Origin of the sequence: Rhizobium etli 8C-3, from assembly GCF_001908375.1 — a bacterium.
GTDB lineage: Bacteria > Pseudomonadota > Alphaproteobacteria > Rhizobiales > Rhizobiaceae > Rhizobium > Rhizobium etli_B.
In genome coordinates, this window is record NZ_CP017241.1 from 1,598,649 (window position 1) to 1,621,431 (window position 22,783).

The following is a 22,783-nucleotide window of genomic DNA, read 5'->3' on the forward strand; positions in this document are numbered from 1 at the left end:
CGGGAAACCGGGAGTTGGAGGCTGGCGGTCTGCGCCGGCCTCTTTTGAGTTTGGGGCGGAGCTTTAGGGCGCCGTTCCGGTGTAGCCGCTGGCATTACGGCGGTGAGGATATCCAAGAAAGGGATACAATGGCCAAGGAAGCCGTCCGCGTTCGCCGTCGCGAACGTAAAAACATTTCGTCGGGTGTGGCTCACGTCAACTCGACCTTCAACAACACGATGATCACCATCACTGACGCGCAGGGCAATGCCATCGCCTGGTCGTCCGCCGGTGCCAAGGGCTTCAAGGGTTCGCGCAAGTCGACCCCGTTCGCGGCCCAGATCGCTGCTGAAGATGCTGCCAAGAAGGCGCAGGAACATGGCATGAAGTCGCTGGAAGTCGAAGTTTGCGGTCCAGGTTCTGGCCGTGAATCCGCTCTGCGCGCGCTCCAGGCTGCCGGTTTCATGATCACGTCCATCCGCGATGTGACGCCGATCCCGCACAATGGCTGCCGCCCGCGCAAGAAGCGCCGCGTCTGATCATCGCCACTCACAACACCGGTGAGCGTCTTGTCGACGCTCCCGGTGCTTCTCAAGCTCGGTTGCCACGATTGGATGGTGGCAACGAACGGAAGGCAAAACCATGATTCAGAAGAACTGGCAGGAATTGATCAAGCCGAACAAGGTCGAGTTCTCTTCGAACTCGCGCATCAAGGCGACGCTCGTTGCAGAGCCGCTGGAGCGCGGTTTCGGCCTGACCCTCGGCAACGCGCTTCGTCGCGTTCTGCTCTCCTCGCTGCGCGGCGCCGCGGTGACGGCCGTGCAGATCGACGGCGTGCTGCACGAATTCTCCTCGATTCCGGGCGTCCGCGAAGACGTGACGGATATCGTGCTCAACATCAAGGAAATCGCCATCAAGATGGATGGCGATGACGCAAAACGCATGGTCGTGCGCAAGCAGGGCCCTGGCGTTGTAACGGCTGGCGACATCCAGACGGTCGGCGATATCGAGATCCTCAACCCCGAGCATGTCATCTGCACGCTCGACGAGGGCGCCGAAATCCGCATGGAGTTCACCGTCAACAACGGCAAGGGCTACGTTCCGGCCGAACGCAATCGTGCGGAAGATGCTCCGATCGGCCTGATCCCGGTCGACAGCCTTTATTCGCCGGTCAAGAAGGTGTCCTACAAGGTTGAAAACACCCGCGAAGGACAGGTTCTCGACTACGACAAGCTGACGATGACCATCGAAACCGATGGTTCCGTTTCCGGCGAAGACGCCGTCGCTTTTGCGGCGCGCATCCTCCAGGACCAGCTTGGCGTCTTCGTCAACTTCGACGAGCCGCAGAAGGAAGCCGAAGAAGAAGCAGTCACCGAACTCGCTTTCAACCCGGCACTCCTCAAGAAGGTAGACGAACTCGAACTGTCGGTCCGCTCGGCAAACTGCCTGAAGAACGACAACATCGTCTACATCGGCGACCTCATTCAGAAGACCGAAGCAGAAATGCTCCGCACGCCGAATTTTGGTCGCAAGTCGCTGAACGAAATCAAGGAAGTTCTCGCTTCCATGGGCCTGCATCTCGGCATGGAAGTGCCCGCATGGCCGCCTGAGAACATCGAAGATCTCGCCAAGCGGTACGAAGACCAGTACTAACCATCAAACGGCGGGCGAGATGCCTGCATGTGAAGGAGAATAGCAATGCGCCACGGTAAAGCCGGCCGCAAGCTGAATAGAACCGCAAGCCACCGCAAGGCGATGTTCGCCAACATGGCGGCTTCGCTCATCACGCATGAGCAGATCGTGACGACCCTGCCCAAGGCAAAGGAAATCCGTCCGATCGTTGAGAAGCTCGTTACCCTGGGCAAGCGGGGCGACCTGCACGCTCGCCGTCAGGCGATCTCGCAGATCAAGGACGCCGCAGTCGTTTCGAAGCTGTTCGACACGATCGCTTCGCGCTATGCAACCCGCAACGGCGGCTACCTGCGTATCATGAAGGCCGGCTTCCGCCAGGGCGACAACGCCGCACTCGCCGTCATCGAATTCGTTGACCGCGACACCTTCGCCAAGGGCGCAGCCGACAAGGCACGCACCGCCGCCGAAGAGCAGGCTGTCGCTGCCTGATATTGTCCGGTTCACCGGAAGCAGAACAGCCGGGCTGACAAGCCCGGCTGTTCTTGTTTGTCGCCTCTGGTCGTGTTTGGAGGCTGATGACGCTATCTGAAGCTGGCGATTTCAACGCGGGATAGGGGTCATGGAAAGATTGCCCGAACTGCTGAGCGAGATCCGGGTTCTCGAAGAGGCGCTTCACCGCCTCGACATCCGCCGCTCAAGAACGGCACTAGAAAAGTTGCTTTCCGAGGACTTTTTAGAGTTCGGCAGTTCCGGAGCGATCTATCGCCGTAAGGAGATCATCGATCTTCTCGTGCGGGAAAGCGACAGCGAAGATCCTGGCGAATTGCTGGCCTACGATTATTCGCTCACCATCATATCTTCGGACGCGGTTTTGTTGACCTATCGAACTCGCCGCACAAGAGGGGATGGATTTGAGCGACATGTTTTGCGCAGCTCAATTTGGAAGCACTCGGAAACCGGATGGCAAATGCTGTTTCATCAAGGGACCGTGATAGGCTGATGCTGCAGGCTCAAGCTGCGGTCGCCGCCGCCCGGCCGGCTTGCCGTCCTTGCCCGCGTTTCCTGCTGCGGGCGATCGGTCGCCAGGAGCGGTAGAGGATCAGCAGGATCAGCAGGCCGACATAGATGTATTGCTCGAGGCCGAGGACCTTGGTCGAGAGGGCGAAGTGCAGTGCGCCGCAGGCTGCCACGATGTAGACGAGGCGGTGCAGGCGGACCCAGTTCGGCCCGAGGCGGCGGATCGAGAAACTGTTGGATGAGAGCGCAAGTGGAATGAGCAGCGTCAGCCCCGCCATGCCGAACATGATGAAAGGCCGTTTCACGACATCATCGATGACAGCTTGGATGATCAATGCCTGGTCGAGCACCATGTAGACGGTGAAATGCATCGCCACATAGTAGAAACATAGAAGGCCGAGGGAACGGCGGTAGCGCAGATAATTCCAGCCGAAGAGTTCGCGGGCAGGGCTGACGGCGAGCGTCAGGATCAGGAAGCGGATCGCCCATATGCCGAGGAGCAGTTCGAAGGTCTTCACCGGATCTGCGCCGAGGCCGTCGGTGGCGCCGAGGTAGAAATACCAGGCAGCAGGCAGAAGCCCCGCCACGTAGAGCAGCCACACGGATGCCGGCTGCCAGCGTTTCGCAAGCCTAAGGGAAAAATCCGTCATCAGAAATTCGCCTTCAGGTCCATACCGGAGTAGAGGCTTGCGACCTCATTGGCGTAACCATTGAAGGGCAGCGTCGGATGGCGGCTGGCGCCGAAGAAGCCGCTTTCGCCGATGCGCCGTTCGCTTGCCTGGCTCCAGCGGGGATGATCGACCGCCGGATTGACGTTGGCGTAGAAGCCGTATTCCTGCGGATTGGTGACCTGCCAGGTGTTCTTCGGCTGCTGGTCGGTGAGCGTGATCTTCACGATCGACTTGATGCCCTTGAAGCCGTACTTCCACGGCACGACAAGGCGGATCGGCGCACCGTTCTGGTTCGGCAGCGTTTCTCCATAGAGCCCGACGGCAAGTAGCGTCAGCGGGTGACGGGCCTCGTCGAGGCGCAGGCCCTCGACATAAGGCCATTCGAGTGACTGGAAGAGGCCTTTCTGGCCCGGCATCTCCTCCGGCCGGACGACGGTTTCGAAGGCGACGTATCTGGCGCTGCCCAGCGGCTCCACCTTGTCGAGCAGGGCTGCCAGCGGGAAGCCGTTCCATGGGATCACCATCGACCAGGCTTCGACACAGCGCATGCGGTAGACGCGCTCCTCGATCGGAAACTCCTTGATCAGTGCCTCGATATCGAAGGTGCCCGGTTTGCCGACCATGCCGTCGACCTTGACGGTCCAGGGCAGAGGCTTGAAGTCGCCGGACAGGGCTGAGGGATCAGCCTTGTCGAGGCCGAATTCGTAGAAGTTGTTATAGGTCGTCACATCCTTCAGCGGCGTGGTCTTTTCATCGACCTTGTACTTGCTCTCAATGACGGAAAGTGCCGCAGCGCTCGCCTTGCCTGCCCCATAGAGCGCCATGGCGCCGAGCGTTGCAGCCCCAAGCAACTCGCGGCGGCGGAGATAGACCTGGCGCGGCGTGACCTCCGTGGAGGGGATCTTTGGCGGATGATAAGCCGGCATTTCGAAATCCTCCTGGGCCGGGAACGGCCCGTTATCTCGGTAAACGCATCAGCAGCGTCTTTGGATGACTGTGTAGGCCTTGAAGATTGCTTTCGGGAAGCCAATTTTTTGTGTTCGGGTGTGATGGAATAGCCTGTAACAAAAGCCTACGATCCACCGTATATGTCCGATGCGCGCAAATGGGCGGCGTACCGGATTTGCAGTTGCTGGTAGTGACAGCCCCGGCCGATTGGATTAGGACAATTCCAAAATGCAGCGGCTGCCCGGTCTGCAAGCTTTCTTGCCGTTCCGCATCGTCCGCGCAATTTCCGCAGATCAAGGAAGAAACCGATGCCAGCTTACCGTTCCAGAACCACGACTCACGGCCGCAACATGGCGGGCGCGCGCGGCCTTTGGCGCGCAACGGGCATGAAGGACTCGGATTTCGGCAAGCCGATCATCGCGGTGGTGAATTCCTTCACCCAGTTCGTGCCGGGCCACGTGCATCTGAAGGATCTCGGCCAGCTGGTCGCCCGCGAGATCGAAGCGGCCGGTGGCGTTGCCAAGGAATTCAACACGATCGCCGTCGACGACGGCATCGCCATGGGCCATGACGGCATGCTCTATTCGCTGCCGTCGCGCGAACTGATCGCCGACAGTGTCGAATACATGGTCAACGCCCATTGCGCCGACGCCATGGTCTGCATCTCGAACTGCGACAAGATCACCCCCGGCATGCTGATGGCGTCTCTGCGCCTCAACATCCCGTCGGTCTTCGTTTCCGGCGGCCCGATGGAAGCCGGCAAGGTCGTGCTGCAGGGCAAGAAGCATGCGCTCGATCTGGTCGATGCCATGGTTGCCGCCGCTGACGACAAAATCAGCGACGAGGATGTACAGACGATTGAGCGCTCGGCCTGTCCGACCTGCGGCTCGTGCTCGGGAATGTTCACGGCCAATTCCATGAACTGCCTGACCGAAGCGCTCGGCCTGTCACTGCCGGGCAACGGCTCGACGCTTGCAACCCATGCCGACCGCAAGCGCCTCTTCGTCGAGGCTGGGCACCTCATCGTCGATCTTGCCCGCCGCTACTACGAGCAGGACGACGTCAAGGCGCTGCCGCGCACGATCGCTTCCAAGCAGGCCTTTGAAAACGCCATGGCACTCGATATCGCCATGGGCGGCTCGACCAATACCGTTTTGCACATCCTGGCTGCCGCCCATGAAGGCGAGGTCGATTTCACGCTCGCCGACATCGACGCGCTGTCGCGCCGCGTGCCGTGCCTTTCCAAGGTGGCGCCGGCCAAGGCCGACGTGCACATGGAAGACGTCCACCGCGCCGGCGGCATCATGTCGATCCTCGGGGAACTGGACAAGGGCGGTCTGCTGAACCGCGACTGCCCGACCGTTCATGCCGAGACCCTGGGTGACGCTATCGACCGCTGGGATATCACCCGCACCAGCAGCGAAACGGTTCGCGACTTCTACCTCGCGGCCCCCGGCGGCATTCCGACGCAGGTCGCCTTCAGCCAGAGCGCGCGCTGGGAAGAGCTCGATACCGACCGGGAAAAGGGTGTCATACGCTCGGTCGAGCATCCGTTCTCAAAGGATGGTGGCCTGGCTGTCCTCAAGGGGAACCTCGCGCTCGACGGCTGCATCGTGAAGACGGCGGGCGTGGATGAATCGATCCTGAAATTCTCCGGTCCGGCCAAGGTCTACGAAAGCCAGGATGCTGCGGTCAAAGCAATCCTCAGCAACGAGGTCGTCGCGGGCGACGTCGTCGTCATCCGCTACGAAGGGCCGAAGGGCGGCCCCGGCATGCAGGAAATGCTCTATCCGACGAGCTATTTGAAGTCGAAGGGCCTCGGCAAGGCGTGCGCGCTGATCACCGACGGCCGCTTCTCCGGTGGCACCTCCGGCCTCTCGATCGGCCACGTTTCGCCGGAAGCGGCGAACGGCGGCACGATCGGCTTGGTGCGCCCGGGTGACATGATCGATATCGACATCCCGAACCGCACGATCGGCCTGCGCATCAGCGATGCCGAACTTGCGACCCGCCGTTCCGAACAGGAAGAGCAGGGCTGGCATCCGGCCGAACATCGCAAGCGCAATGTCACGACGGCGCTGAAAGCCTATGCGGCTTTCGCCACGAGCGCGGACCGCGGCGCGGTGCGCGACCTGGGCGGCCGCTGAGGAACTGCAAGGCTCAATCAGGAGACGCGCCTTGCGGAATTGGGGCGCCGTCTCGTCCGTCTCTGTGCCTTAAAGAACGCTGAGCAGGCGCGGCTATAGCGGCCGGTTGACGTTCTTGTAGGTCTCGCCGAGCTGTTTTATCCGCTCGTCATAGGCGGCCTTGATGCAGGCGGCATCAGCCCCGCATTCCTGCCGCTTCTTCAGCCAGGCCGTTTGCTCGTCCTGCAGCGTGCCGCGCGAGCCCATGGCGAGCAGGCCGGAAAGGAGATCGAACGTCGTCGTCATCTTCACGTCGGCGTCATTGAGCTCGCGGTTGCCGCAGATTACCTTTTCGTCCGGCTTCAGCTCCTTTGCATCGCAGTCGAAGCTCGCGGCAGGGGCGACGCCAGAGCTCAGACATGCCGCGGACAAGGCAAGTATGGCAAGGGTGAGGGAACGTCTCATGCAAATTGTCCTGCTTTCGGGGAGGTGGCGCCTCAAAGGAACGCCAGTACCAGAAAGATGAAGCAGAAAATCCAGACGGCAAGGACGAAAAGGAGCCCCGCTCTGCTAGTGGCCGGATGGTTGGCGCGCAATGCGGCCTCCTTGCGGAGTTCGGCCATGATTTTTGGCGGGACGAGCTTGACGGCCAGCCAGATGCCGAGCGGCACGATGACGAGGTCGTCGAGATAGCCGAGGACGGGCACGAAATCCGGGATCAGATCGATAGGAGAAAGCGCATAGGCCGCCACTGCTGCGGCGGTCGCTTTTGCAAGCCACGGAACGCGTGGATCGCGGGCGGCAAGCCACAATGCGGAAATGTCACGCCTCAGTGACTTCGCCCATGTTTTCGCTTTTGATATCAGTTCCATGCCGCAAGTTCCTCACGTGCTTTCAAACCTGCCTTATTCCTTCATGCTTCCGCCCTCTTTCCTTTCTAACGTCCAGCGCTACAACACTTTCTCAATACGAATTCAGAAGGGAATCCGATGCAAGGCCTGTTGAAACGCGCTTCCATTTCGCTCTTTGCGCTGGTCGTCGCTTTGCCGTTCGGCGCAGATGCGCAGGACGCGAAGATTGTGCCGCAAAGCCGGGCGGAGCTGCAGCTTTCCTTCGCGCCGCTTGTCAAGCAGACATCAGGCGCCGTGGTGAACGTCTATGCAGAGAAGTTCATCCAGCGCCAATCTCCTTTCGCAGGCGACCCTTTCTTCGAGCAGTTCTTTGGCCAGCAAATGCCGAATCGCACCGAGAAGCAATCCTCGCTCGGCTCCGGCGTCATCGTTGAAGCAAACGGCACAGTGGTGACGAATAACCACGTCATCGAGGGCGCGGACGACATCAAGGTGGCGCTGTCGGACGGCCGCGAGTTCCCGTGCAAGGTCGTGCTGCGTGACGATCGGCTCGATCTTGCGGTGCTGAAGATCGACGCCAAGGCGAGTTTTTCTACGCTGACGATCGGCAACTCGGATGCCGTCGAGGTCGGCGATCTCGTGCTTGCGATCGGCAATCCCTTCGGCGTCGGCCAGACGGTGACGAGCGGGATCGTTTCAGCGCTGGCGCGCAATCAGGTTGTCAAAAACGAGTTCGGCTTCTTCATCCAGACCGACGCGTCGATCAATCCCGGCAATTCGGGTGGTGCGCTGATGAACATGAAGGGTGAACTGATCGGCATCAATACGGCGATCTTCTCGCGCGGCGGCGGCTCGAACGGAATCGGTTTCGCTATCCCCGCCAACCTGGTAAAGGTGTTTCTGGCATCGGCCGACGCTGGCGTGAAGTCGTTCGAACGCCCCTATGTCGGCGCCACCTTTGACGCGGTCACCTCCGAGGTTGCCGAGGCGCTTGGTCTCGACAAGGCACGCGGCGCACTGATCGTGAAAGTGACGGATGGCGGTCCTGCATCCAAGGCGGGTCTGAAAGCCGGCGAGATCGTCACGGCGGTGAACGGCGTTCCGGTCGAGCATCCCGACGCACTTCTCTATCGCCTGACCACGGCAGGTCTCGGCAGCTCCGTGAACCTGACCGTGGCCGAGAATGGCGGCGAGCAGCAGGTGGCGCTGAAGCTCGACCGGGCGCCGGAAACCTCGCCGCGCGACCAGCGTACCATTGGCGGGCGCACGCCCTTCACCGGAACTGTCGTCGAGAACTTGTCGCCGCGCGTTGCCGACGATCTGCGCATGCCCACGGAATCGACCGGCGTCGTCGTTGCCGATGTGCAGGATGGCTCACCTGCAGCGCGTCTCGGTTTCGAGCCGAAGGATATCATCGTTTCGATCAATGGCGTACCGGTACAAACAACTGAGGAGCTGGAACAGATGGCCGACGCCGACCCGGGGTTCTGGCGCGTCGAGATCGAGCGCGACGGCCAGCGGATAAGGCAGTTCTTCCGATGAGTGACGATCTCTTCGCACCGCGTGTTCCTGAGGAGGTCGCCAACAGGCGGCCTCTTGCCGATCGGCTCCGGCCGCAGACGATTGGCGAAGTCACCGGCCAGGAACATCTGACGGGCGAAGACGGCGTGTTGCGCCGGATGATCGCGAGCGGTTCGCTTGGGTCCATGATCTTCTGGGGGCCGCCCGGCACCGGCAAGACGACAGTTGCCCGGCTGCTTTCGGGTGAAGCAGGCCTCGCCTTCGAACAGATCTCGGCGATCTTTTCCGGCGTCGCCGACCTCAAGAAGGTTTTCGACGCCGCGCGCCTGCGCCGCATGGACGGCCGGCAGACGCTGCTTTTCGTCGACGAAATTCATCGCTTCAATCGCGCCCAGCAGGATAGTTTCCTGCCGGTCATGGAAGACGGCACGATCATCCTTGTTGGTGCCACCACAGAGAACCCGTCCTTCGAGCTCAACGCTGCTCTCTTGTCTCGCGCTCGCGTGCTGACCTTCAAATCCCATGATGAAGAAAGCCTGGAAGAACTGCTGAAGCGCGCCGAGACGGCCGAAGGCAAGGTGCTGCCGCTGACGGCGGACGCACGCGCCAGCCTCTTGCGCATGGCAGACGGCGACGGCCGTGCGGTACTCACGCTTGCCGAGGAGGTCTGGCGCGCCGTCCGCGACGGTGAGACGTTCGACACCGAAGCACTGACGCGCATCGTGCAGCGCCGTGCTCCGGTCTACGACAAGGCACAGGACGGCCACTACAACCTCATTTCCGCGCTGCATAAGTCCGTGCGCGGCTCCGATCCGGATGCAGCGCTCTACTATCTCGCTCGCATGTTCGATGCCGGCGAGGACCCGCTCTATCTCGGGCGACGGCTGGTGCGCATGGCGGTAGAGGATATCGGACTTGCCGATCCACAGGCGCTGGTCATCTGCTACGCCGCCAAGGACGCCTATGATTACCTTGGGTCACCGGAAGGTGAATTGGCGCTCGCGCAGGCCTGCGTCTATCTGGCGACCGCCCCGAAATCCAATGCCGTCTACACGGCATTCAAGGCCGCCACGCAGGCGGCAAAAGCAAACGGCTCGCTGCTGCCGCCGAAGCATATCCTGAACGCGCCGACCAAGCTGATGAAGGGCGAAGGTTACAGCGAGGGCTATCGCTACGACCACGACGAGCCCGACGCCTTTTCGGGCCAGGATTATTTTCCGCAGAAGATGGGGCGCCAGACCTTCTACGATCCGCCGGAGCGCGGCTTCGAGCGCGATATCCGCAAGCGGCTGGAATATTGGGCAAAGCTCAGAAAAGAGCGCAATCCGCGCTAATTGCCGCCGGTGACTTCTATGACGCCTGCTTCTGGCCCGCCGGCGCGGCGATCACCTTCACTGAGGATTCGGAAAGCCCGTGATGGCCTTCCATGTCCACGACCAGGTGCCAGTTTCCGCTTTCGGGAATGGCGAGCCTGATGGGTGATTTCTTGGCAACTCCGCCGATATACTTGAAATCGAGAACCTCGGTGAATCGCTGGTAGTTCGGCGCCGTCATGAGCCGCACATTGTTCACCGCTTTCAGCGTCACCTCGATGACGGTTCCGGCGCGCTGTTCGTGAAGATCATAATGGGTAAAGCGGAAGTTCGGTTTCGGCATCGGTCTTTGCGGATTGAGATGTCTCTTGCCGCTAATGTAGGGGACGCCGGTTAAGGAAGAGTTGGGCTGCGCGCGGGTGTGAAGCGCCGGACGCTCCCGCTCTGAAACAGCGGGAGGTCAGCGCTTCGGGCATCTGAGCTCAAGACAACTGCCAGAGGTCTACGATGACGATGTAGAGTTCGACCAGGCCAGCACGAGGCCGAAGATCACCAGGATTTGCGCCCTGGGACGTTCGCGCGTCTGGCGCACTCCGGTCTTGTGGCCAAATAAAAAGGGCGGAAACATCAGACGCAGCGCTCACCTTTGCATGATGACACAAAAGGTGGCGCCGATGCGGATAGGAAGTCCATTGTCGCTCACGGGTAATGGATATTGGAACGCTCCGGCGGGAGCCGCACAGTCTATCGCTGGTTTTCGCGATCGAGCTGCGAGACCAACGCAAGTACCGTTTCGCACACCGGTGTCGGCACCGACACAAGCCGTCCCAGCGTGACGATCACGCCGGTCAGGGGCGCGATTTCGAGCGGCTTTCCGGCCAAAAGATCCTGCAGCATGGAGGTGCGCACTGCGCCTACGTGCCGGGATTGCTCGAGCCGCTCTTCGATGGTGGTGTCAAAGCGGGCACCAAGCGCGCGGCCGACGGTACGCACTTCGGTCATCACCTTGCCGACGGTTTCGGCAAGCGGCGGATTGGCCATGATGTCGGTCATCAGGGCTCGCGTCAGGGCGCTGATCGGATTGAAGGCGGCGTTGCCGGTGAGCTTGTTCCAGATTTCGTCGCGGATGGCTTGCGTGGCCGTAATACTGAGGCCGGCGCGGGAGAGAAGCGCAGCGATCGCTTCGAGGTCGGCGGATGGTTCGCCGGAGGGCTCGCCCAGGATGAAGCGGCCATTGTTCGAGAGTTTCACCTGACCGGGATTGATCACTTCCGCGCCCTGATAGGCAACGCAGCCGATCACGCGTTGCGGACCGATCAGGCGCCAGAGCCGGCCTCCCGGGTCGAGTTCCTCCAACTGAAGCTCGGCATACGGGCTTTGCCTGTCGCGGTGAAAATACCACCACGGAATGCCGTTCAAGATCATGACGACCCGCGTGCTGTCCTTCAGCAGGTTCGCGATGCCTTCGGCTGCCGCGCCAAGCTGGTGGCCCTTAAGACCCGTAACGATCAGATCCTGTGGTGGAAGCGCCGATGGATCATCCGTTGCGGTGATGTGGGCATTGATCGGCGTTTCGGAGCCGGCTTCGAAAAGATCAAGGCCGTTCTTCTTCATAGCGTCGAGATGGGCGCCTCGCGCCACCACGGAAATCCTCGCTCTGGTGCCGAGTCCGGCTGCAAGTTTCACCGCCATGGCACCGCCAAGCGCGCCGGCGCCATAGATACAGATGGTCGTAAAAGGCATTGGGTGGGCTCCGCGATCATTGCTGTCGCGCAAGACTTAGGACGCGCTCGCGCGATGGCGAGCGAAATTATCGCTTACTGAACCGCTATTTGACGCCTCTTAATGGGAGGTGACGTCCGCAACAAGCTCATTGCGGCGGAGCTCATCGATCGCGGTTACGGCATCCTCTGCCGACCATCCGGCGCGGATAGCAGCGGCGATGATTTTCACCTCAACTTCCTGCTCCAGAGCCAGAAAGAGCGGCTCCAGCGCTTCCTGGACTGTCAGAATATGCTCGCGCGGCGAGGCGATAGTCTGGCTTACGGCTGACAAGGGCATCTCAGCAGTTCTCCTCCCGTCGAATTATGCATGAATCAAAGCAACTATGCCACCAGGAAAAAAGTTCCATGGGGTCTTTCACAACGCATACGGCTTGTTCTTTCGCCCTGCCTCTGCCTTGTTGCTCGCTTAGCCTGACACTCGATTCGGTTTGCCGCAACGAGGGCGGGACGAGAGATGGCATCAAAGGAGAACATGATGACGGACGCCAAGAGCGGGATTTCGGGATTGCGGCCGCGGATCACGGTGATCGGCGTTGGCGGCGGCGGCGGCAATGCGATCAACAATATGATTTCCGAGAATCTGGAAGGTGTCGATTTCATCGCCGCCAATACGGATGCCCAGGTGCTGGCGACCTCCAAGGCGTCGCGCCGCATCCAGCTCGGCGCACACGTGACAGAAGGGCTCGGTGCCGGATCCCTGCCGGAAGTCGGCCGTGCAGCCGCCGAAGAATCGATCGACGAGATCATGGATCACCTTGCAGGCTCGCATATGTGCTTCGTCACCGCCGGCATGGGTGGCGGCACGGGCACGGGTGCTGCGCCGGTGATCGCGCATGCGGCACGCTCCGCCGGCATCCTGACGGTCGGCGTCGTCACCAAGCCCTTCACCTTCGAGGGCAACCGGCGTCTGAGGACGGCAGATATCGGCATCGAAGCGCTGCGACAGGCAGCCGACACCGTGATCGTTATTCCGAACCAGAATCTTTTCCGCATCGCCGATGCGAAGACCACCTTCGCCGACGCCTTCATGACCGCCGACCGCGTGCTCTTTGCCGGTGTCGGCTGCATCACCGACCTGATCGTCAAGGAAGGCCTGATCAATCTCGACTTCGCCGACGTCAAATCGGTGATGCGCGGCATGGGACGGGCGATGATGGGAACGGGTGAGTCATCCGGCGACGAGCGTGCGCTGAAGGCAGCCGAAGCGGCGATCGCCAATCCCTTGCTCGACGACATCTCGATGAAGGGCGCCAAGGGAGTGCTGATCTCGATTTCCGGCGGTTCGGACATGACGCTCTTCGAAGTGGACGAGGCCGCAAGCCGCATCCGCGACGAAGTCCAGGACGACGCCGACATCGTCGTCGGCGCCATCTTTGACCGCAATCTCGACGGTAAGTTCCGCGTGTCCGTCGTCGCAACGGGCCTCGACGCTGAGCTCGCCACATCTGCACCGGATGCCGTTGCAAAGCAGATCCATACGCGCACGCTTCAATAAGACACGATTTCGCTCCGCCCTCGGCTTTTCCGCAGGCGGAGCGAATTACTGGCACAGTCCGGTCAAGCGGCCGCGTCTGCTTGAAAATCCGTCGAGACGGCGAGTTCGCGCCATTCGGCAAGTTCCTTGGAAACGCTCGCGTTCTGCTCCTCGATCTTTGCGACAGTATCGCTGCCGAAGGGCATGCGCAGCGGCGGATTTGCCGCGTTCGCAAGAGTGATTATGCCGGCTGCCAACCTTGTCGGATCGCCCGGCTGGGCATGGTTTGCATCGGCTGCGAAATCGCGCATCTTGCCAGCCGGCGTGTCGATATAGTCCGAAATCGAGGCCGGGCTTATCGTCAGCGAGTTGTCGGCGAGGAAATCGGTGCGGAAGAAGCCGGGCTCGACGATCGTCACCTTGATACCGAAGGGTTCGAGTTCGGCGGCCAGGGACTCCGACAGGCCTTCGACGGCGAACTTGGTCGAACCATAAACGCCCCAGCCTGGATAGCCGAAATAACCGCCGATCGACGAAAAGTTCAGGATGTGTCCCGAACGCTGCCGGCGCATATAGGGCAGGACGGCGCGGGTGACCTTCAGGAGGCCGAAGACGTTGGTGGCGTAAAGTCTTTCGACTTCCTCGGCGGTTGCTTCCTCCACGGCGCCGAGCAGGCCGTAACCCGCATTGTTAGCGAGTACGTCGATGCGGCCGAAGCGTTCGACGGCTTTTGCCGCGGCCTCCTCCGCTTGTCCCTCATTGGTGACGTCAAGGGCGGCGGCGACAAGGTTCGGGTGGTCGCCGAATGTGTCGGTGACGTTCTTTGGATTTCGGGCTGTGGCGACGACCGCATCGCCGGCTGCAAGTGCTTCCTTCGTCATCAGCGCGCCGAAGCCGCGGGATGCACCAGTGATGAACCAGACTTTCATGACACGTTCCTTTCAAGCTCTCAGATCCTTCGTGCCTGCATCTTTGTGCCGACGGGAGGAATTTGACCGAAAACGCGCTACTGTATAAGATTCGTTATTATCGAAACTATGATGAGTGACATTTAGCAATGCACGCCGCCCAGCTTTCCGAACTGGCAACTTTTGCCGCCGTTGCGCGGCACCGGAGCTTCAGAAAGGCGGGCGAGGAGAGGGGCGTGACGGCCTCCGCCGTTAGCCATGCGGTTCAAAACCTCGAGGACAGGATCGGCCTGCGGCTTTTGAACCGCACGACGCGCAGCGTCTCGCTGACGGAGGCGGGCGAACTGCTCAAGTCGCATCTCGATCCGGCCTTCGGTGAGATCACCGCAGCGCTCGATGCGCTCAATCGCTTTCGCGACACGCCCTTCGGCAAGGTCAGGATCAACGTTCCGAATTCGATCGCGCCTTTCGTGATCGGCCGGGTGATAGGCCCGCTGCTCGAAAAGAACCCGAACCTGCAGCTCGAAATCAGTGCCACGGACCGCCTGGTCGATATTGTCGAGGAGGGTTTCGACGGCGGGATAAGGTTTGGGGAGCGGGTGACGGAGGGCATGATCGCCTTGCGCATCAAGGCGCGGCTGCGCTTGGTGGTCGTCGGCTCGCGCGCTTATTTCGAGCGGCGGCCGAAGCCCGTGACACCGCACGACCTGAAGCGTCATCTCTGCATCCAGAACATGTTTCCCTCCGGTGCACGTTACCCATGGGTTTTCGAGAAAGACGGGCAGGCGGTGACCTTCCACCCGGCAGGACCGCTTTCGCTCGACGACCACGAGCTGATGACCCAGGCGGCCCTTGGCGGTGTGGCGCTCGCCTATGTCTGGGAAGACCGCGTGGAGAAGATGATTGCGGCCGGCGAACTCATTCAGGTGCTCGACGACTGGTGCCAGCCGGAAGAGCCGCTCTACCTCTACTACCCCAGCCGCCGCCACATGCCGGCAGGGTTCAGGGCACTGATCGAAGCGATGAAGGCGGAATAGCCCCGGCGTTCCGGGGCACGACCTGGACCTCGTCAAGTCAGCTGGCGAGCTTCGAAAGCGCCGTGGGCCAACCCTTACCGCACCAATGCCAGCTGTCCTTTTCCTTGGGTTTCCCTGATGCCATTTTCGTCCTTCCCTTATCGGGCAAGGAAGCTGGGAAAGATCACTCGCTGGCTCCAGCCAGATGAGTGGGATAAAGCGATAGCGCGATTTAAGGTTTCGTCAGGCGAGCCCCGTGACCGGGCGGCCCACGGTGAGAGCCTTGCGCAGACTGGGGTCGAGCCGTTCTGCATAGACGTGGTCCGGTGCCGCACCCAGCGCATCCAGCATCTTCGAGAAGAAGCAGCGGGCCGCCGCCGCCGCGGTGATGTCGAAGATCTCTGCGTCGGTGAGCTGGTGCTTTTTCAATCCGTCGACATCCTGCTGCGTCACCGAGGTCGCGTCGCGCACCACTTTGGCGGCAAAGGCCATGACGGCGCGCTCGACGGCATCAATCGGCGCCTTTTCCGTGTCGTTGGCAACGGCAGCCAGCCCGTCATTGGTAAAGCCCTCGCGCAACAGCACAGAACCGTGCGCCAGCATGCAATACGAGGATTTGAGCTCCTTTGCCGCCGCCAGCGTCACCAGTTCGTAGCGCCTGGGGCTCATGTGACTGCGGATGCTCGATAGCAGGGCACCCCAGTTCTCCATCACCTCGGGCCGGTGCCCGAAGGCGCGGTACATGTTTGGCAGATAGCCGTAGTTCGATTCGGCGGACGCGTACATGGACGCGGTCTTGTCGCTGGCGGACGCATCGGGGGTGTGGATGAAGGGCATGACGTAATCCTCCTCTATGATGCATCAAGGATAGGCGGAAAAATGCGGACGGCAATCTGCGGCACGGTCTTTGTGTGGGCCGGCGTGCCTTGCCGTTCGGCCGAGCTCCAAATTGCAGGGTCCGCCGCCCGCCTCATGAGGCCGGCCACTTCCAGTTTCTGACCTCGGGCATGTCCTCGCCATACTCCCGGACGTAGGCGTGGTGTTCGGCGAGTTTTCCATGCAGCCGGTCGAGAACATCCGGCACCTTTTCCTTCAATCCGGGCACGCGCTCGATGGCCTCGATGGCGAGATGGAAGCGGTCGAGCTCGTTCAGTACCGTCATGTCGAACGGCGTCGTCGTCGTTCCTTCCTCGATGAAGCCGCGCACGTGGATGTTTTCGTGGTTCGTGCGTTTGTAGGTGAGCCGGTGGATGAGATAGGGATAGCCGTGATAGGCGAAGATTACCGGTTTGTCCCTTGTGAAGATGCGGTCGAACTCGTCGTGCCCCAGCCCGTGCGGATGCTGCTCCTTGGCCTGCAGCGCCAGAAGGTCGACGACATTGACGACGCGCATTTTCAGATCTGGGATCAAGTCGCGAAGGAGGCTGACGGCGGCAAGCGTTTCCATCGTCGGAACGTCGCCGGCGCAGGCCATGACCACGTCGGGTGCGATCGTGTTGTCCTCGTTGCTGGCCCATTTCCAGATGCCGATGCCGGCCTTGCAGTGCTCGATCGCCTCATCCATCGGCAGATATTGCGGCTCCGGCTGCTTGCCAGCGACGATGACGTTGACGCGGTCGTACGTCTTCAGGCAATGGTCGCCGACCCAGAGCAGTGTGTTGGCATCCGGCGGCAGGTAGATGCGGACAGTATCGGCCTTCTTGTTGGCGACGAGATCGACGAAGCCCGGATCTTGATGGGAAAAGCCGTTGTGATCCTGCCGCCAGACATGCGAGGTGAGCAGGTAGTTGAGGGAGGATATCGGCTTTCGCCACTCAAGTTCGCGGGTGACCTTCAGCCATTTGGCGTGCTGGTTGAACATCGAGTCGATGATGTGGATGAAAGCTTCGTAGCACGAGAACAGGCCATGCCGGCCGGTCAGGAGGTAGCCTTCCAGCCAGCCCTGGCAAAGATGCTCGCTCAAGACCTCCATGACGCGGCCGTCGCGGGAAAGATGCAGGTCATAGGGCTCGATGTTCTCCATCCAGACGCGGTCCGTCGCCTCGAAGACGCTGCCGAGGCGGTTCGATTCCGTTTCGTCGGGGCCGAAGATGCGGAAATTCGCGTTCTTGGCGTTGAGCTTCAGCACATCGCGCAGGTACTGACCGAAAATCTCGGTCGACTGCACGGCCTGGCTGCCGCGGTCCTCGATACTGATCTCGTAGTCGTGGATATCGGGGACAGAGAGCTCCTTGCGCTGCAGGCCGCCATTGGCATGCGGATTGGCCCCCATCCGGCGGTTGCCCTCGGGCGCCAGCGCCTTCAGGTCGTCCTTCAGGCGTCCGTCCGCGTCGAACAGCTTTTCCGGCTCGTAACTGCGCATCCAGTCCTCGAGGATCTTCCGGTGGCCGTCGTCGCCGCGGCAGTTTGAGACCGGCACCTGATGGGCGCGCCAGAAGCCCTCGACCTTCTTGCCGTCGACTTCCTTCGGCCCCGTCCAGCCTTTCGGGCTGCGCAGCACGATCATCGGCCAGCGCGGCAGGCCCGTGCTGCCTGCGCGCGCGGTCGCCTGGATGTCCCTGATCTGGTCGAACACGGCGTCGAAGGCGGCCGCCATCTTGCCGTGCATGTCGGCCGGCTCGTGTCCCTCGACGAAGAAGGGCTGGTAACCATATCCCCGAAAGAGATCGCGGAGGTCCTCGTTGCTGGCGCGGGCGAGAATCGCGGGATTGGCGATCTTGTAGCCGTTGAGATGCAGGATCGGCAGCACCGCGCCGTCGCGGGCAGGGTTCAGGAACTTGTTCGAATGCCAGCTGGCGGCAAGCGGGCCGGTCTCGGCTTCGCCGTCGCCAACGACACAGGCGACGATCAACTCGGGATTGTCGAATGCGGCGCCATAGGCGTGGACGAGGGCATAGCCGAGCTCGCCGCCTTCATGGATCGAGCCGGGCGTTTCTGGTGCTGCATGGCTTGGAATACCGCCGGGAAAGGAGAACTGACGGAAGAGCTTGCGCATGCCGTCCGCATCCTCGGAAACATCCGGATAGATCTCGCTATAGGTGCCTTCGAGATAGGTGTTTGCGACCATGCCCGGCCCGCCATGACCGGGTCCGCACATGTAGATGATGTCGAGGTCGCGGGCTCGGATCATCCGGTTGAGGTGCGCATAGATGAAGTTCAGTCCCGGCGTCGTGCCCCAGTGGCCAAGCAGGCGCGGCTTGATATGCTCGGGCTTCAGCGGTTGGCGCAAAAGCGGGTTGTCCAGGAGGTAGATCTGGCCGACGGAGAGATAGTTGGCGGCCCGCCAGTAGCGGTCGAGCAAGTCGACGTCGGGGCCGGAAAGCGTGGAAGGGGCAGTGTTCGAGGCGTGCTGTTCCATGGATTTCACCTGTTCGAAACGTGGTCAGGTTCAACTCTATCGGCTTGGGCCGGGTCGTTTCTTGATCTGGATCAGCGCACGGAGAATAGCCAGCGCCTCCCCGGCGATAATCTGCTCCCCGTCCGTGCGGAGTGAGCGTGGCGATCCTGCTGGCCGGCGCGCTGGTGACCGTCATGTTGGCACTGTTCCTGCCGTCGTCGAGATGAAGATCCATCCAAAAGAGGTGAGAGGCGACGCAGCGCCCGGTCTCGGGCAGGTTTCACCGATGCGCAAAAAACGCTCGCGTCCAGGCCGCCGAACGCCACCGACGCGCGGCCGATCTCGCCGGCGATGCGGAAGCAAAAAAAGGTGATGGCAGTCGAGCCAGCAGGTGATCCGGCGTGCCTTTCATGACCTCGGCAAGCCGCTCGCCACCGTCGCCCGAAAAAGGGCGCTCGAAGCTGTCGTCGCCTAGCGAATGACGAAGGACGAGCGCGCTGTCTTCGAAGTCGATCGTTCCCTTGCCGATCGGCCGGGCGGCGCCTGTGCCGGCATCGAAGATCATCACTCTCGATGATCCGGCATTGAAACTCAGGTGGACTGTCCCCGCATCCATGCTCGCATCTCCCCACCGAAGAGTGGCCGCAAGAACCGCCGCCGTTTTCGTGATCTAGGGCCTTTCACGCCCGCGTAAACCATGGCGGCTGCCGGAGTGCGAGACAACTGTGAACTGCCGTTGCGAGCCGGACAGCCGAGGCAAGAAGAAGCCCGCCGGAGCGGGCCAAGGTTGGGAGGTCTTCCCGAGGGAACTGGAGTCACAGCCTGATGTTAGGCTACCGCGGGCCCAAATTGAAGTACGTTCGGCAAGTTTCAGCGAATTTGGAAAGCCACGCCTTGCCCGACTGTGGCATCGCGTTGCTGTTGCTGCTGCTTCGAAGTATCGTCTGGTGCTCATCCATGTCGAGGTTCGGCAATGAAGCGCGGATGGATCTTCAGTTTGATTGCCGGCCTCGGCCTGTCGGCCGCAGCCGCACTTTACCTCATCAGCCCGTCGACTGTTTCGCCTGATCAGATCCGGGCCTCGGTCACCCAGGCGCCGGATCTGATCAACCGCGCCTGGGGACTCCCGGTCGCCGCCGCTTTCAAGTCGACAGTCACATGGCAATCGAACGGTTCGCGTTGTGGTCCGGCAAGCGTGGCGAACGTGCTCCGATCGATCGGCGAGGAGGAGACAACGGAAGCTGAAGTCCTCGACGGCACCGGAAAATGCTGGACAGGCATCTGCATCATGGGCCTGACACTTGATGAGCTCGCCGAAGTCGCAAAGGCACAGACTACAAGAAGCGTTTCGGTCCTTCGCGACCTTACGAGCGAGGCGTTTCATGATCATATGAGGCGAGCCAACGATGCCGACCGCCGCTATATCATCAATTTCAGCCGTGAGAGGATTTTTGGCGCCGGCGTCGGCCACCATTCGCCAATCGGCGGCTATCTGGAAGCCGAGGACATGGTGTTCGTTCTCGATGTGAACGAGAACTTCAAGCCCTGGCTGATCGAGCGCGAGCGCCTTTTTTCTGCGATGGACACCATGGACGGCGACAGAAAGCGAGGTCTGTTGCTGATCGATGAATAGCGTTTTCCAAGGCGTCATCATCTCGTCATCTTTAAGAGCGAGCGTTTGGCATGGACGAGCTTGAGAGGCTTCCGTGGATCACCGTCTCAACCACTACATAGAGATCACCAGCCGCATCAGATCGGGCAGGAGGTTCTGCGAGTTCATTGCATCCGGCGGAACGGTATGGGACCAGCCGGCCGGATCTCCATGGCGCAATGTGACGAGCGAGGTGATGGAGCGGGAGCGGCGGAACGTGGCGGAGCTGGAACGCATCAGGCTCAGACTCTATCCCGATCTGGCCGCCGAAGACGCGTCGCCGCCGCTCTACAACAGCCACTGACAGGTATGGCATTTCGCCTTGGGACCGAAGGCGCAACGATCGGCCCGAGTGGCCGGGATCCAATCGAAGAGCAAAGTGAGACCGAAGCTTGGCGGAGCCTCAAGCCCCGCCTCCTGCGGATGAGCGCTATGGGCGGCCGAAGGCGACGAGCGTCAGGGCAGGGAAGCGTCGCCAATAGGAGATATCATGGACCGTCTGTGGACAGTCCATGCGCCAGGCCACAGCGAGTGGCTAGCGCTTGAAGGCAAGATGGATGGTGCCGCTAGGTGCCGCTTCTGCCTTAACTGTATAGCCGATTTCGAGGCCACGCATATCGTCCCAGAGGCGGATGCCACGTCCGAGTAAAATCGGAGTGATGGCGACGTGGAGGCGATCGACAAGTCCTGCCTTGAGGAAGTCGCGAACGACGGTAGGACCACCCCCAACCCGCACATCCTTGCCGCCCGCGACATCAACTGCTCGCTGCAACGCATCAGCAGGCGTGGTGCCAAGGAAATGAAAAGTCGTCCCACCGGCCATCACTATGGAGGGCCTTGGCTTGTGGGTGAGGACGAAGACCGGAACCCGGAACGGTGGCTCATCGCCCCACCAGCCACGCCAGTTCGGATCGTCTGGAAAGTTGTGAAGCCCGAACATGCCAGCGCCCATTATCTCGGCACCCACGTTTTCGAAGTACTCCTTGGCGTAACTGTCATCGACGCCCATGGTCCCGGCCCCGCTGGTATCCTTGAGCACACGCTCACGGAACGTTCGGGTTGCGGCATATGCACCGACGAGACGCGGCCAGTCCTCGCCGAACGGGACTTCCGGAGTCTGATCCGTGGTTGTTGCGAAACCATCGAGCGAGATCATGAGATCGACACGAACTACCACTGTTGTTCTCCTTACGAGTGGTTGCAGCCTGGCGCCCCGATCTGCCGAGCACAGACACTAAGGCACTTGCCTTTGTATCAAAGCAAAATAGTAAGGCAAATGCCTTTCTATTATTGACCCTGGGCCCGAGGTGTCTTAACAAGCCACGATGCCCTACCACTCGACTCCTCTCGATCTCGCCTTTCACGCTCTCAGCGACCCAACCCGCCGCGCGGTGGTATCGCGGCTGGCTGCGGGCGAGGTGCCTGTCAGGGTGCTGGCTGAGCCTTTCGACATGACGCTGCCCTCCTTCGCTCAGCATCTCAAGGTGCTGGAAGACTGCGGGCTGATAGCAAGCGAGAAGCGCGGGCGCAGCCGCTGGTGCCGTTTGGTCCAGGCGCGCTTCGACGAGGCGGCGGACTGGATGGCGTCAGAGCGCCTCCGCTGGACCCAGAGGCTGGATCGCCTGGAAGTGTACCTGGACAAGACGCAAGAGGATGTTTGAGACATGGCAGATCCGTTTCAGACCTGGTCGCTCGATCGCGAAATCGTGCTGGTCAAGTTGCTGAATCACCCGCGCGACAAGGTTTTTGCAGCTTGGATGGACCCGAAAGCGCTCGTCGAATGGTACGGTCCGGCAGGCCTGAAGATCGAAAGTCACGAGGCCGATATCCGTGAGGGTGGGGTCTGGCGGTTCGACATGGTGGGAGTGTTCGAAGGCAAGGAGCAGCGCTTCCCGAACCTCATGCGCTTTCTGGAGATCGTGCCGAATGAGCGGATCGTCATGGACTATGGCACCCCTGACCCTGAGGACCCTGACCGCTTCCGAGTTACGGTGACCTTCGATGAGCAGGCCGACGGCAAGACGGTGCTGACCATGCGCCAACTCCATCCCACCCGCGAGCGGCGTCAGTTCGTCATCGGCTTCGGGGCGGTCGAATATGGCCTGCAGACTTTGGATGGCCTCGCAGCGTGGCTTGACGGTTGACCGTTGCTACTCTCCGCGCGACATTCGATTGCGCAGTACGGCAGGAGTGAAAAGATGGGCGAACCGAACCGCTGGCGGCATATGCGAAGCGCACCGAGGGACGGGAGTCGCATCCTCGTTACGATCCGTGCGTCCGAACAGGGGCCAGGTACCGTTGACCTCGCCTATTGGTCGAATGGCGATCAGTTCGGCGGAGATGCCTGGCGGTCTTCGGATTCCGCGCCCGGCCGGATTATCGAATATGCAGAGACGGAACTGAAGTGCTGGATGCCAATGCCTTCAGCCAATCTCGATCGGTTGTCATTGCCCTCCGCCTGGGAGGGCAATGACGAGCAGGAACTCGACGGGTCAGGAATTTGAACTGTCTGCGGCTATTCGCATCGCGAAGATCCGAAACCTATCGGTTCTCGG

Annotated in this window: 26 protein-coding genes; 14 read left to right on the forward strand and 12 right to left on the reverse strand. The window is 61.1% G+C overall.

The window, feature by feature from the left end; translation table 11 throughout:
* Positions 1-128: 128 nt before the first annotated feature.
* The 4 genes from rpsK to AM571_RS08160 all read left to right on the forward strand — a co-directional run bounded on the left by rpsK (position 129) and on the right by AM571_RS08160 (position 2,611).
* Entirely contained in the window at positions 129-518 is a 390-nt protein-coding gene (rpsK, locus tag AM571_RS08145; RefSeq protein WP_022718372.1) for a 30S ribosomal protein S11, read from the forward strand.
* A gap of 103 nt (positions 519-621) precedes the next feature.
* Positions 622-1,632 carry a DNA-directed RNA polymerase subunit alpha gene (locus AM571_RS08150; RefSeq protein ID WP_022718371.1) on the forward strand — a complete coding sequence of 337 codons (1,011 nt, stop codon included), beginning with the start codon at positions 622-624 and terminating at the stop codon, positions 1,630-1,632.
* 45 nt (positions 1,633-1,677) lie between these two features.
* Positions 1,678-2,100 (forward strand): 50S ribosomal protein L17, encoded by a 423-nt coding sequence (gene rplQ, locus AM571_RS08155; protein ID WP_022718370.1) that lies wholly within the window; start codon positions 1,678-1,680, stop codon positions 2,098-2,100.
* 130 nt (positions 2,101-2,230) lie between these two features.
* Entirely contained in the window at positions 2,231-2,611 is a 381-nt protein-coding gene (locus tag AM571_RS08160) for a DUF4440 domain-containing protein (protein WP_081377044.1), read from the forward strand.
* A gap of 10 nt (positions 2,612-2,621) precedes the next feature.
* Here AM571_RS08160 and msrQ read toward each other — a convergent pair whose 3' ends face one another.
* Together msrQ and msrP are read right to left on the reverse strand one after the other, a co-directional pair.
* The gene (gene msrQ, locus AM571_RS08165) at positions 2,622-3,278 is read right to left on the reverse strand and encodes a protein-methionine-sulfoxide reductase heme-binding subunit MsrQ (RefSeq protein WP_074060961.1); all 657 of its coding nucleotides are present in this window, start codon (positions 3,276-3,278) and stop codon (positions 2,622-2,624) included.
* On the reverse strand, positions 3,278-4,225 hold the full coding sequence (gene msrP, locus AM571_RS08170) for a protein-methionine-sulfoxide reductase catalytic subunit MsrP (RefSeq protein WP_074060962.1): 948 nt from the start codon (positions 4,223-4,225) through the stop codon (positions 3,278-3,280). Before msrP ends, msrQ begins: the two co-directional genes overlap by 1 nt.
* Positions 4,226-4,555: 330 nt before the next feature.
* Between msrP and ilvD the strand changes: the two genes are divergently transcribed.
* Positions 4,556-6,394, forward strand: a complete 1,839-nt coding sequence (gene ilvD / locus AM571_RS08175; RefSeq protein ID WP_074060963.1) for a dihydroxy-acid dehydratase — start codon at positions 4,556-4,558, stop codon at positions 6,392-6,394.
* 93 nt (positions 6,395-6,487) lie between these two features.
* Here the strand turns inward: ilvD and AM571_RS08180 are convergent, their stop codons facing one another.
* Together AM571_RS08180 and AM571_RS08185 are read right to left on the reverse strand one after the other, a co-directional pair.
* A complete protein-coding gene (locus AM571_RS08180) occupies positions 6,488-6,838 on the reverse strand; it encodes a lysozyme inhibitor LprI family protein (protein ID WP_074060964.1) in 351 nt (116 codons plus the stop codon).
* Between the two features lie 32 nt (positions 6,839-6,870).
* On the reverse strand, positions 6,871-7,245 hold the full coding sequence (locus AM571_RS08185) for a YkvA family protein (protein ID WP_074060965.1): 375 nt from the start codon (positions 7,243-7,245) through the stop codon (positions 6,871-6,873).
* Between the two features lie 117 nt (positions 7,246-7,362).
* Here AM571_RS08185 and AM571_RS08190 point away from each other — a divergent pair, with 117 nt between their 5' ends.
* Positions 7,363-8,766 (forward strand): DegQ family serine endoprotease, encoded by a 1,404-nt coding sequence (locus AM571_RS08190; RefSeq protein WP_074060966.1) that lies wholly within the window; start codon positions 7,363-7,365, stop codon positions 8,764-8,766.
* Positions 8,763-10,079, forward strand: a complete 1,317-nt coding sequence (locus tag AM571_RS08195; protein WP_074060967.1) for a replication-associated recombination protein A — start codon at positions 8,763-8,765, stop codon at positions 10,077-10,079. The genes AM571_RS08190 and AM571_RS08195 overlap by 4 nt, the downstream gene beginning before the upstream one ends.
* Before the next feature lie 16 nt (positions 10,080-10,095).
* On the opposite strand, the gene AM571_RS08200 is transcribed toward AM571_RS08195, so the two are convergent.
* From AM571_RS08200 to AM571_RS08210, 3 genes are all read right to left on the reverse strand, one after another.
* Positions 10,096-10,401 (reverse strand): DUF1883 domain-containing protein, encoded by a 306-nt coding sequence (locus tag AM571_RS08200; RefSeq protein ID WP_074060968.1) that lies wholly within the window; start codon positions 10,399-10,401, stop codon positions 10,096-10,098.
* 401 nt (positions 10,402-10,802) lie between these two features.
* Entirely contained in the window at positions 10,803-11,801 is a 999-nt protein-coding gene (locus AM571_RS08205) for a ketopantoate reductase family protein (protein ID WP_074060969.1), read from the reverse strand.
* A gap of 99 nt (positions 11,802-11,900) precedes the next feature.
* Complete coding sequence (locus tag AM571_RS08210) at positions 11,901-12,119, reverse strand: hypothetical protein (RefSeq protein ID WP_074060970.1); 219 nt, start codon at positions 12,117-12,119, stop codon at positions 11,901-11,903.
* Positions 12,120-12,317: 198 nt separating this feature from the next.
* On the opposite strand from AM571_RS08210, the gene ftsZ reads away from it, so the two are divergent.
* Positions 12,318-13,337, forward strand: a complete 1,020-nt coding sequence (gene ftsZ, locus AM571_RS08215) for a cell division protein FtsZ (protein WP_074060971.1) — start codon at positions 12,318-12,320, stop codon at positions 13,335-13,337.
* 62 nt (positions 13,338-13,399) lie between these two features.
* Here the strand turns inward: ftsZ and AM571_RS08220 are convergent, their stop codons facing one another.
* Positions 13,400-14,245, reverse strand: coding sequence for an oxidoreductase (locus AM571_RS08220; RefSeq protein WP_074060972.1), 846 nt, complete (start codon positions 14,243-14,245; stop codon positions 13,400-13,402).
* 128 nt (positions 14,246-14,373) lie between these two features.
* On the opposite strand from AM571_RS08220, the gene AM571_RS08225 reads away from it, so the two are divergent.
* Positions 14,374-15,261, forward strand: a complete 888-nt coding sequence (locus AM571_RS08225) for a LysR family transcriptional regulator (protein WP_074060973.1) — start codon at positions 14,374-14,376, stop codon at positions 15,259-15,261.
* Between the two features lie 222 nt (positions 15,262-15,483).
* Here the strand turns inward: AM571_RS08225 and AM571_RS08230 are convergent, their stop codons facing one another.
* From AM571_RS08230 to AM571_RS08240, 3 genes are all read right to left on the reverse strand, one after another.
* Positions 15,484-16,077, reverse strand: coding sequence for a carboxymuconolactone decarboxylase family protein (locus AM571_RS08230; RefSeq protein ID WP_074060974.1), 594 nt, complete (start codon positions 16,075-16,077; stop codon positions 15,484-15,486).
* Between the two features lie 133 nt (positions 16,078-16,210).
* Positions 16,211-18,598 carry a phosphoketolase gene (locus AM571_RS08235; protein ID WP_074060975.1) on the reverse strand — a complete coding sequence of 796 codons (2,388 nt, stop codon included), beginning with the start codon at positions 18,596-18,598 and terminating at the stop codon, positions 16,211-16,213.
* 259 nt (positions 18,599-18,857) lie between these two features.
* Positions 18,858-19,193: a hypothetical protein gene (locus AM571_RS08240; RefSeq protein ID WP_074060976.1), complete on the reverse strand. Its 336-nt coding sequence runs from the start codon at positions 19,191-19,193 to the stop codon at positions 18,858-18,860.
* Positions 19,194-19,550: 357 nt separating this feature from the next.
* Between AM571_RS08240 and AM571_RS08245 the strand changes: the two genes are divergently transcribed.
* A complete protein-coding gene (locus tag AM571_RS08245) occupies positions 19,551-20,210 on the forward strand; it encodes a phytochelatin synthase family protein (RefSeq protein WP_074060977.1) in 660 nt (219 codons plus the stop codon).
* 73 nt (positions 20,211-20,283) lie between these two features.
* Positions 20,284-20,532: a hypothetical protein gene (locus AM571_RS08250; protein WP_074060978.1), complete on the forward strand. Its 249-nt coding sequence runs from the start codon at positions 20,284-20,286 to the stop codon at positions 20,530-20,532.
* Between the two features lie 231 nt (positions 20,533-20,763).
* Here the strand turns inward: AM571_RS08250 and AM571_RS08255 are convergent, their stop codons facing one another.
* Positions 20,764-21,405 (reverse strand): dihydrofolate reductase family protein, encoded by a 642-nt coding sequence (locus AM571_RS08255; protein WP_074060979.1) that lies wholly within the window; start codon positions 21,403-21,405, stop codon positions 20,764-20,766.
* A gap of 148 nt (positions 21,406-21,553) precedes the next feature.
* On the opposite strand from AM571_RS08255, the gene AM571_RS08260 reads away from it, so the two are divergent.
* The 3 genes from AM571_RS08260 to AM571_RS08270 are packed head-to-tail and all read left to right on the forward strand — an operon-like array spanning position 21,554 to position 22,732.
* Positions 21,554-21,889, forward strand: coding sequence for an ArsR/SmtB family transcription factor (locus tag AM571_RS08260; protein ID WP_074060980.1), 336 nt, complete (start codon positions 21,554-21,556; stop codon positions 21,887-21,889).
* A 3-nt stretch (positions 21,890-21,892) separates the two neighbouring features.
* Entirely contained in the window at positions 21,893-22,372 is a 480-nt protein-coding gene (locus AM571_RS08265; RefSeq protein ID WP_074060981.1) for an SRPBCC family protein, read from the forward strand.
* Positions 22,373-22,426: 54 nt separating this feature from the next.
* The gene (locus tag AM571_RS08270) at positions 22,427-22,732 is read left to right on the forward strand and encodes a hypothetical protein (RefSeq protein ID WP_074060982.1); all 306 of its coding nucleotides are present in this window, start codon (positions 22,427-22,429) and stop codon (positions 22,730-22,732) included.
* Positions 22,733-22,783: the final 51 nt, after the last annotated feature.

What these genes read in the sequence shown, in the direction of transcription:
- rpsK (WP_022718372.1), top strand. Translation starts at nt 129, where the DNA reads ATGGCCAAGGAAGCCGTCCGCGTTCGCCGTCGCGAACGTAAAAACATT.
- AM571_RS08150 (WP_022718371.1), top strand. Translation starts at nt 622, where the DNA reads ATGATTCAGAAGAACTGGCAGGAATTGATCAAGCCGAACAAGGTCGAG.
- rplQ (WP_022718370.1), top strand. Translation starts at nt 1,678, where the DNA reads ATGCGCCACGGTAAAGCCGGCCGCAAGCTGAATAGAACCGCAAGCCAC.
- AM571_RS08160 (WP_081377044.1), top strand. Translation starts at nt 2,231, where the DNA reads ATGGAAAGATTGCCCGAACTGCTGAGCGAGATCCGGGTTCTCGAAGAG.
- msrQ (WP_074060961.1), bottom strand. Translation starts at nt 3,278, where the DNA reads ATGACGGATTTTTCCCTTAGGCTTGCGAAACGCTGGCAGCCGGCATCC.
- msrP (WP_074060962.1), bottom strand. Translation starts at nt 4,225, where the DNA reads ATGCCGGCTTATCATCCGCCAAAGATCCCCTCCACGGAGGTCACGCCG.
- ilvD (WP_074060963.1), top strand. Translation starts at nt 4,556, where the DNA reads ATGCCAGCTTACCGTTCCAGAACCACGACTCACGGCCGCAACATGGCG.
- AM571_RS08180 (WP_074060964.1), bottom strand. Translation starts at nt 6,838, where the DNA reads ATGAGACGTTCCCTCACCCTTGCCATACTTGCCTTGTCCGCGGCATGT.
- AM571_RS08185 (WP_074060965.1), bottom strand. Translation starts at nt 7,245, where the DNA reads ATGGAACTGATATCAAAAGCGAAAACATGGGCGAAGTCACTGAGGCGT.
- AM571_RS08190 (WP_074060966.1), top strand. Translation starts at nt 7,363, where the DNA reads ATGCAAGGCCTGTTGAAACGCGCTTCCATTTCGCTCTTTGCGCTGGTC.
- AM571_RS08195 (WP_074060967.1), top strand. Translation starts at nt 8,763, where the DNA reads ATGAGTGACGATCTCTTCGCACCGCGTGTTCCTGAGGAGGTCGCCAAC.
- AM571_RS08200 (WP_074060968.1), bottom strand. Translation starts at nt 10,401, where the DNA reads ATGCCGAAACCGAACTTCCGCTTTACCCATTATGATCTTCACGAACAG.
- AM571_RS08205 (WP_074060969.1), bottom strand. Translation starts at nt 11,801, where the DNA reads ATGCCTTTTACGACCATCTGTATCTATGGCGCCGGCGCGCTTGGCGGT.
- AM571_RS08210 (WP_074060970.1), bottom strand. Translation starts at nt 12,119, where the DNA reads ATGCCCTTGTCAGCCGTAAGCCAGACTATCGCCTCGCCGCGCGAGCAT.
- ftsZ (WP_074060971.1), top strand. Translation starts at nt 12,318, where the DNA reads ATGACGGACGCCAAGAGCGGGATTTCGGGATTGCGGCCGCGGATCACG.
- AM571_RS08220 (WP_074060972.1), bottom strand. Translation starts at nt 14,245, where the DNA reads ATGAAAGTCTGGTTCATCACTGGTGCATCCCGCGGCTTCGGCGCGCTG.
- AM571_RS08225 (WP_074060973.1), top strand. Translation starts at nt 14,374, where the DNA reads ATGCACGCCGCCCAGCTTTCCGAACTGGCAACTTTTGCCGCCGTTGCG.
- AM571_RS08230 (WP_074060974.1), bottom strand. Translation starts at nt 16,077, where the DNA reads ATGCCCTTCATCCACACCCCCGATGCGTCCGCCAGCGACAAGACCGCG.
- AM571_RS08235 (WP_074060975.1), bottom strand. Translation starts at nt 18,598, where the DNA reads ATGGAACAGCACGCCTCGAACACTGCCCCTTCCACGCTTTCCGGCCCC.
- AM571_RS08240 (WP_074060976.1), bottom strand. Translation starts at nt 19,193, where the DNA reads ATGGATGCGGGGACAGTCCACCTGAGTTTCAATGCCGGATCATCGAGA.
- AM571_RS08245 (WP_074060977.1), top strand. Translation starts at nt 19,551, where the DNA reads ATGAAGCGCGGATGGATCTTCAGTTTGATTGCCGGCCTCGGCCTGTCG.
- AM571_RS08260 (WP_074060980.1), top strand. Translation starts at nt 21,554, where the DNA reads ATGCCCTACCACTCGACTCCTCTCGATCTCGCCTTTCACGCTCTCAGC.
- AM571_RS08265 (WP_074060981.1), top strand. Translation starts at nt 21,893, where the DNA reads ATGGCAGATCCGTTTCAGACCTGGTCGCTCGATCGCGAAATCGTGCTG.
- AM571_RS08270 (WP_074060982.1), top strand. Translation starts at nt 22,427, where the DNA reads ATGGGCGAACCGAACCGCTGGCGGCATATGCGAAGCGCACCGAGGGAC.